The organism is Sphingomonas sp., from assembly GCF_039595165.1.
GTDB lineage: Bacteria > Pseudomonadota > Alphaproteobacteria > Sphingomonadales > Sphingomonadaceae > Sphingomonas.
Map to the genome: position 1 here is coordinate 1 of NZ_JBCNMA010000159.1, position 7,150 is coordinate 7,150.

A 7,150-nucleotide genomic window follows, 5' to 3' on the forward strand; every position below is an offset into this window, starting at 1 on the left:
GTGCGGGTAGTCGAGGGCCAGGCGAACGCCTATCTCGACATCGCCGCGTCGCTGCGTGACGAGCTCGAGACGATCGACGGCTTCATCTCGGTCGAGCGCTTCCAGAGCCTGGCCACGCCCGGCAAGCTGCTCTCGCTCTCCTTCTTCCGCGACGAGGCGGCTGTCGCCGCGTGGCGCAACCGTCCGCGCCATCGCGGCGCGCAGGCGGCGGGGCGGGGCGGCGTGTTCAGCGACTATCGCCTGCGGGTCGCGCACGTGGTCCGCGACTACCGCCTGAACGATCGCGCCGGGGCGCCCGCCGACAGCCACGCCGTGCACGACCGATAGAAAGAGGGGCGGAAGCGGCCCCCCGGCTCGCTTCCGCCCCCGCCCCCATTGGATCCGGCACCCCCCGGCGCCGACCCCTATCCCAATCGCCGCATCAGCCCTTTCTTGAGCCGGTCGTGCGCGCTCTTCTTGATCTGGCAGATGCGCGCGGCGCCGACCCCGAGCACCTGGCCGATCTCCTCGAGGTTGAGTTCCTCGACATAATAGAGCTGGATGACGAGCTGCTCCTTCTCGGGCAGCTCCGAAATCGCCGCGATCAGCGCCTCGCGCTGGTCGGCGTCGGCGAGCTGGTCGAATGCCGAGGGTTCGTCGGACATGAACCAGGGGCCCTCGTCCGAATAGACCTCGTCGATCGAATCGAAGCGAACCGCCTCGGCACTGGCATAGTCGCTGCGCAGCTTGTCGATCGTGACCCCCAGCTTCGACGCCACCGCTGCCTCATCCGGGCGCTTGCCGGCTTCGTCAGTCAGCGCCGCGACGGCGTCGTTATAGATTCGCCGCCGCTTCATCGCGCCGCGCGTGATCGTCGCCTGGCGCCGCAGCTCGTCGATCATCGCCCCGCGCACGCGCGTCTGGAGATACTGGTCGAAGCTGACGAGGCCGCGATCCTCGAAGCTCGCCGCCGCCTCGACCAGGGCGACGAGGCCGATCTGCACCAGATCCTCGACGTCGATCAGCGTGCTCATCGAGCCATGGACGTGCCACGCCAGCCGGCGGACCAACGGCATGTGCTTGCGCACCAGCGCGTCCATGTCGCGCTTTGTCTCGCCGGTGCGGCCATAGGTGAGCGCGAACTCGTTGCGTGCGGGCTGGAAGCTCATGCGGGCACCATCTGCGGGTTGCCGGCGAGCGCCGGCTGGGCCTCCGGCGCGCCAATGACCGCGACGACTTCGACCGACTTGTCCTCGGGCACTTCGAAGAAGCTCATGACAGGGGTATCCGGCAGACAGGTCTTGACCAGCTTGCGGATCGCGATGCGGATCGAGGGCTGGACGACCAGGGCGAAGGGCTTGGCCTCGGCGACGAGCGGCTGCGCCGCCCGCTGCAGCGCATCGATGATGCGGCGGCCGAGATCGGGTTCGATGGTGTGGCGCTTGGCCGGATCCGAGCGGATCGCCTGGCCGAGCAGCGCCTCGAGCTGGCCTTCCAGCGTCATCACGCGCAGCGGCTCGCGCACCCCGCACAGCCGCTGGATGATCAGCGGGCCGAGCTCGGGGCGGATCGCCTCGATGATCTCGTCGGCGTCGTGCGTCTTCTGCGCGGCCATCGCGATCGCGGCGGCGATGCGGCGGAACTCCTTGAGCGGGATGTTTTCCGCGAGCAGCCCGCGCAGCACTTGCGTGAGCGTGGTGATCGGCAGCGGGTTGGGCGACAGCGCCGACACCAATTGCGCCGCGCGCTCGCGCAGCCCGTCGAGCAGCGCCTGCACCTCGTCCGGGCCGAGCAGATCGGCGGCGTTGGTGATCAGCGCCTGGTTGAGGTGAGTCGCCATCACGGTCCCGGGATCGACCACCAGCCAGCCCTGGCCGGTCGCCGCATCGGCATCGGCGGGCGAGATCCACATCGCGTCGAGCCCGAAGGTCGGGTCCTTGGCGGGCTTGCCGGCGAGCGTGCCGACGGCCTGGCCGGTGTCGAGCGCGAGCACCTCGTCGGGCGAGACGCTGTCCTCGCCGATCACCACGCCGCCGACGACGATGCGATAGGTGAAGGGATTGAGGTTGATGTCGTCGCGCACGCGCACCTGCGGCACGACGAAGCCCAATTCCCTGGAGAGCTGGCGGCGCACGCCGGTGATGCGGCCCATCAGCGACCCGCCGCGGCGCTCGTCGATCAGCGGCACCAGGCCATAGCCGATGTCGATCATCACCTGCATGTTGTCGGTGACCTCGTCCCAGCCGATCCGCGACGGATCGGCGGGCTCGGCCTCGATCGCCTCGACCGGGGCGGGCGGGCGCTGGCTCGCCTGGTACATGCGCCAGGCCATGTAGCCCGAACCGGCCGCGGCGGGCAGGATGATGAAGGCGGGCATGCCGGGCAGCAGGCCGAGCAGGCCCACGATCACCGCCACGGGAGTCCAGGTCTTGTGGCTGCCGAACTGGCTGCCGATCTGGCCGGTCAGGTCCTGGTCCTTGTCGGCGCTGACGCGGGTGACGATCGCGGCGGCGGCGATCGACAGCAGCAAGGCGGGCAGCTGCGCCACCAGCGCATCGCCGATCGCGAGCAGCACATAGGTCTGCGCCGCCTCGCCGATGGTGAGGCCGTGGCTGAACGGGCCGAGGATCAGGCCGCCGATCACGTTGATCGCGAGGATCAGCAGGCCGGCGATCGCGTCGCCTTTCACGAACTTCGACGAACCGTCCATCGCGCCGTAGAAATCGGCTTCGGTGGCGACTTCGACGCGGCGCGCCTTGGCTTCGTCGGGGGTGATCAGGCCGGCGTTGAGATCGGCGTCGATCGCCATCTGCTTGCCGGGCAGGGCGTCGAGGGTGAAGCGCGCCGAGACTTCGGACACGCGGCCCGCGCCCTTGGTCACCACGATCAGGTTGATGATGATCAGGATCGCGAACACGAACAGGCCGACGACATAGTCGCCGCCGATCATGAAGTGGCCGAACGCCTCGATCACATGGCCGGCCGCCGCTTCGCCCTCGTGCCCGTGCCCCAGCACCACGCGCGTCGAGGCGACGTTGAGGCCGAGGCGGAACAGGGTCGCGAACAGCAGCACGGTGGGGAAGGCGGAGAAGTCGAGCGGCTTCTGTGCATTGAGCGCGACCATCAGCACCGCGAGGCTGATGACGATGTTCATGATGAAGAAGGCGTCGAGCAGGAAGGTCGGCACCGGCACGACCATCATCGCGACGAGCACGAGGATGGCGATCGGCAGCGCGAAGCTCTTGAGGGCGGGGGCGATACCCCCCTTGAGTGCGAGTGCGTTCACTTGGCGTTACGCTCCCAGGCGCGCGAGCATGAGGTAGGCGAGCTTGGCGGTCTCCGGCGTCGGCCGCAGCGGATTGACCGGCGGCAGCGCGGTGTTCTTGAGCCGCCCGGCGCTCTCGAGCCGGTCGATCGTGGCGAGCCAGTTGCGGTCCTGCCCCTCCGCCTCGTTGCCCAGCACCACCTCGGCATTTGCGCCGAGCGACTGGACCAGCTGCTGGAACCTGGCGTCGAGCTGGCCCGAGGCGAGCCCGGTCGCGCCGGCCGAAGCCGCGCCCTGGTCGAGCTTGCCGGCGAAGCGCTCGTAGATCTGGCCGAGCGAGCGCGGCGTGCCGTTGGGCGTGTAGAAGACGTTGCGGTTGGCGCGCGCCGCGGCGGGGAACAGGTTCGCCCCCGACTGCGACGGATTGCCGTCCATCGCGCGCAGGAATTTGCGCGCGCCGCCGATGCCGAGGAAATGCGCCATATAGAGGTCGGTGCCGGTCGCCTCGCGGCCGAGCGAGCTCTCCAGGCTGTCCTTGTTGTCGCTGGCATGCTCGGCCGCCATCAGCGACGCGGTCTCGGGATCGTTGCGCAGCGACAGGATCGCCTGGCGCGCCGCGGGATCGCTGACGACGAAGCGGCCCGACGAGGTGCGGCGGATGCTGTCCGACGCCCAGCCCAGACCATGCTTGTCGCCATGTTCCTTGACCACGCCGAGCCAGCTCTGCTCGATGAACTGGTAGAGGCCGGTGGCGCTCGAGGTGCGCGCGCGGGCATTGCTGCGCATCCCGCTCTCGACCTGCGCCTGGCCGAGCAGATAGTTGAAGTCGATACCGGTCTTCTGGCTGGCCGCCGCGATCGCCGTGGTGACGTTCGCCCTGGCTCCGATCGAAGGTATGCTCATCGGCTCTTGCTCTTCTTCCCCCTGGGTAGGAGGCGTTCAGCAAGAGGCGTGCCAGTTCAGAAGGAAGAAGAGTTGATTCACGCGGAGGTGCGGAGGCGCGAAGATGTTCCGCTTGGCCGTGTCAGCGGCCTTTCTCATTCGACGGTGAGCGATTTCCTGCGGCTTGCGCCGCGGACAACGGTGCCGCGAGGGTTGAACCTTTCGCGCCTCCGCGCCTCCGCGTGAACCAAATCAAATCCGCGCGTGGATGATCAGGCAAACGTTCCGGCAATACCGGGCCGGTAGGACGGCAAATCGTTGCCGGTCAGCGCCTGCAGCCGCCGCCGCACATTGGCGGCCATCAAATTGACGTAGATGCGGCAAGTCTCGTTGAGGCGATGTGCCTCCTCGGCCAGCGCCTTCACCTCCGGCGACATCGCCGGCTCGTCGTCGTTCGCGGCCCCGACCGCTTCGATCCCGGCCAGCTTGTCGCGCGTCGCGCGCTCGAGCGCGGCGACGTCGTTCGCCTTCAACGCATCGATCTCCGCGTGCAGCGCGTCGATCACCCGGACGAGGGCGTCACGCCTGGTCATGCGGGTTCCACTGGAGCTTGAGCGCGAGCAGCCGGTCCGCGACGGTCGAGGGGACCAGCGGGAACTTGCCGTCGGCGATCGCCTTCTTGATCCGCGCGACGCGCTCGGCGTCGACCGGGGCGCTTGCCGCGGCGGTCTGGGTCAGGGCTGCGGCGGTGCTGGTCCGCGCGGCCTGCGTCGGCCCCTCCGCCGCCCTGACGGGCGCGGCCGGGCTCACCAGCGTCAGGCGCCGGTCGGCAATCGCGGGCTTGAAGCCAGTTGGTTCCACCATGTTCGCAACCTTTGCTCTGCGGACATACGCAAGAACGACCGCGCGGCGGCGCGCTTTAGCAAAAAATCATTCGCCGAATCCGGGCAGCCGCGCGCGGCCCGGCTCGACCGCGATCGCGGCCACCGGCGGGCGCTTGTCGTCGACCTTGACCAGCACGCGCGTGCCTGCCGCAGCGTCCGCCATCGCCAGTCCCTCGCGCGTGATCGAGAAGCCGGCGGCGCCGGCCTCGACCAGCACCGGGTCGCCGCGCTTGATCACCGCTTCGGCCTTGGCGGGGGCAGCCGGGCGCGCCGCCGCGACCGTGGCCGGCGCCGCCTTGGGCAGCGCGTTGACCGGCACGAACACGCGCCATTGCTGCGGGCCCTGGCAGCGGATCACCACCGCATCCTCGGCAGCCGAGCGCCAGCTCAGCTCGGGCGCATCGCACGCGGCGAGCTTGAGGCGCTTGTCGACCGGCGCGCGCGCGCCGCCCAAGTCGCCGATCGGCGCGCCGGCGAACTGCTCGACCAGCCGGTCGAGGACTTCGGTCGACTGAAAGCCCGCGGGCGTCGCGCCGGCGAGCAGGGCGGAAAGAAGAATGGCGTTCATGGATGCCTCCATTTCAGTTCGCGCCGCCGGCAAAGCCGACGGAAAGGGTGACGGCCCGGCGCTTGCCGGGATCGGTGACGATCGAGATGCGCGCCGGATCGGCAGCGCCGCTGCGGACCAGTGCCGCGGCGACGGCGCGCGCGCGGTCGGCGGCGAGGATGGCGGCGCTGCCCGTGGCGGGATCGACGTCGCGCGCGCGCTCCGCCGAGCCGGTGACGGTGATGCGCGTGCGCGGATCGCGCGCGGCGCCGCGCGCCCAGACGATGGCGCCGGACATGTCGGCGATGGCCGATCCCTCGGCGAACCCCTCGACGCGCGCGGCCGCGACCGCCATCGGCGCGGGCGCGGCGTCCTCGACGCCGAACCCGGCGCGCAGGCCGGCGAGCAGGCTCTCGCGGTCGAGCTCGCGATTGGCCTGGAGCAGCACGAAGAAGCCGACCAGCAGCAGCGCGAGGTCGGCCAGGGTGATCACCCACACCGAGCGCGCCGGCGCGATCTCGTCCCACATATCAGCGTTCATGCCGCGAGCTCCCGCTTGCGCGCGCGCTCGAGCGTGGCGAGCCGCGCGAGCGGTGCTGCAAGCCGCAGCCGTTCGCTCGCCTCGGCGCGCGCCAGCCGCTTGAGCCGCGCCGCCACCGGCATCGCGACCAGATTGGCGGCCAGCGCGCCATAGAGCGTCGCGAGCAACGCGACCGCCATCGCCGCGCCGATCGTCGCGGGGTCCTGCATCGACGCGAACATCTGGACCAGGCCCAGGATCGTGCCGATCAGCCCCATCGCCGGCGCCGCCTCCGCCGCGCCGGTCCACACCTCGATCGCGGCGCGGTGCCGCTCGGCGCGCGCCGCCACGCGGTCGTTGACCAGCAGCGCGACCTGCTCGGGCTCGGCGCCGTCCACCGCGGCCTCGACCGCCGCCGCCATGTCGGGGTCGGCGATCACCGACCGGTCGAGCGAGAACAGCCCGTGACGCCGGGCGATCCGCTCGAGCGAGGCGGCCTGGTCGAGCAGCGCGTCGGCGCCGAATGGCCGCCGCCACAAGGTGACGAGCGCTGCCAGCGCGCGGCCGACATCGGCGAGGCGATTGCGCAGCACCACGGTGAGCACGGTACCGCCCAGCACGATCCCGGTCGCCACCGGATCGAGGAAGGTGCCCGGGACCAGGCTGTAGGCGGGTTCGGAAAGCGCGGCGATATTCATGCGCGATTCTTTGCAAGCACCGGGCCAATTGGCGCGCGGCCGCCGCACCTTCATCGTCACCGCGGCCTCGTGCCGGGGTCCACCGGGCGGCAATCGCAGCCTTCCGCGCCCTTGCCCTTCGCTTGACGCACTGTGGACCCCGGCACGAGGCCGGGGTGACGGGCGACAGACGGCAAGGTGCACGTCTCAAACCCCACCGGCAAAACCGGCAAAAGCCATTGCCGCCCCCGGCAACATCTTGCCGTTCTCTCGGCGCTTTCCGGCAATCCCCGTGATTTGAGCCCCAAACCCGGAAACTGGCACGCCCATTGCTAGGAAGGCCGCGAACAAATGTGCGGAGGACGCATAGCATGGGTCAGAACAGTCTTTTCGGGG

10 protein-coding genes are annotated in these 7,150 nt (G+C 70.0%); 1 reads left to right on the forward strand and 9 read right to left on the reverse strand.

Going from position 1 to position 7,150, the window contains the following annotated elements; genetic code table 11:
* Nucleotides 1–327 (forward strand): antibiotic biosynthesis monooxygenase (locus ABDV68_RS17540; RefSeq protein ID WP_343521391.1); only part of this gene is annotated, 327 nt, incomplete at its 5' end.
* Between the two features lie 77 nt (nucleotides 328–404).
* Here ABDV68_RS17540 and fliA read toward each other — a convergent pair.
* The 9 genes from fliA to ABDV68_RS17585 all read right to left on the reverse strand — a co-directional run.
* Nucleotides 405–1,148, reverse strand: a complete 744-nt coding sequence (gene fliA, locus ABDV68_RS17545) for an RNA polymerase sigma factor FliA (protein WP_343521392.1) — start codon at nucleotides 1,146–1,148, stop codon at nucleotides 405–407.
* A complete protein-coding gene (flhA, locus tag ABDV68_RS17550; RefSeq protein WP_343521393.1) occupies nucleotides 1,145–3,265 on the reverse strand; it encodes a flagellar biosynthesis protein FlhA in 2,121 nt (706 codons plus the stop codon). Before flhA ends, fliA begins: the two co-directional genes overlap by 4 nt.
* Nucleotides 3,266–3,271: 6 nt before the next feature.
* On the reverse strand, nucleotides 3,272–4,147 hold the full coding sequence (locus ABDV68_RS17555; RefSeq protein WP_343521394.1) for a lytic transglycosylase domain-containing protein: 876 nt from the start codon (nucleotides 4,145–4,147) through the stop codon (nucleotides 3,272–3,274).
* Between the two features lie 251 nt (nucleotides 4,148–4,398).
* Nucleotides 4,399–4,719 (reverse strand): flagellar protein FlgN, encoded by a 321-nt coding sequence (locus ABDV68_RS17560; RefSeq protein WP_343521395.1) that lies wholly within the window; start codon nucleotides 4,717–4,719, stop codon nucleotides 4,399–4,401.
* Nucleotides 4,706–4,990: a flagellar biosynthesis anti-sigma factor FlgM gene (gene flgM, locus ABDV68_RS17565; protein ID WP_343521396.1), complete on the reverse strand. Its 285-nt coding sequence runs from the start codon at nucleotides 4,988–4,990 to the stop codon at nucleotides 4,706–4,708. Before flgM ends, ABDV68_RS17560 begins: the two co-directional genes overlap by 14 nt.
* Nucleotides 4,991–5,056: 66 nt before the next feature.
* Entirely contained in the window at nucleotides 5,057–5,578 is a 522-nt protein-coding gene (locus ABDV68_RS17570; protein WP_343521397.1) for a flagella basal body P-ring formation protein FlgA, read from the reverse strand.
* Nucleotides 5,579–5,591: 13 nt separating this feature from the next.
* Nucleotides 5,592–6,098 (reverse strand): flagellar motor protein MotB, encoded by a 507-nt coding sequence (locus tag ABDV68_RS17575; RefSeq protein ID WP_343521398.1) that lies wholly within the window; start codon nucleotides 6,096–6,098, stop codon nucleotides 5,592–5,594.
* Nucleotides 6,095–6,775 carry a MotA/TolQ/ExbB proton channel family protein gene (locus ABDV68_RS17580; protein WP_343521399.1) on the reverse strand — a complete coding sequence of 227 codons (681 nt, stop codon included), beginning with the start codon at nucleotides 6,773–6,775 and terminating at the stop codon, nucleotides 6,095–6,097. Before ABDV68_RS17580 ends, ABDV68_RS17575 begins: the two co-directional genes overlap by 4 nt.
* 186 nt (nucleotides 6,776–6,961) lie before the next feature.
* The coding region (locus ABDV68_RS17585) for a hypothetical protein (protein WP_343521400.1) at nucleotides 6,962–7,150 on the reverse strand (189 nt) is incomplete at its 5' end.

Excerpts from the sequence above, each read along its gene's own strand:
- fliA (WP_343521392.1), bottom strand. The coding sequence starts at position 1,148 with ATGAGCTTCCAGCCCGCACGCAACGAGTTCGCGCTCACCTATGGCCGC.
- ABDV68_RS17555 (WP_343521394.1), bottom strand. The coding sequence starts at position 4,147 with ATGAGCATACCTTCGATCGGAGCCAGGGCGAACGTCACCACGGCGATC.
- ABDV68_RS17560 (WP_343521395.1), bottom strand. The coding sequence starts at position 4,719 with ATGACCAGGCGTGACGCCCTCGTCCGGGTGATCGACGCGCTGCACGCG.
- flgM (WP_343521396.1), bottom strand. The coding sequence starts at position 4,990 with ATGGTGGAACCAACTGGCTTCAAGCCCGCGATTGCCGACCGGCGCCTG.
- ABDV68_RS17570 (WP_343521397.1), bottom strand. The coding sequence starts at position 5,578 with ATGAACGCCATTCTTCTTTCCGCCCTGCTCGCCGGCGCGACGCCCGCG.
- ABDV68_RS17575 (WP_343521398.1), bottom strand. The coding sequence starts at position 6,098 with ATGAACGCTGATATGTGGGACGAGATCGCGCCGGCGCGCTCGGTGTGG.
- ABDV68_RS17580 (WP_343521399.1), bottom strand. The coding sequence starts at position 6,775 with ATGAATATCGCCGCGCTTTCCGAACCCGCCTACAGCCTGGTCCCGGGC.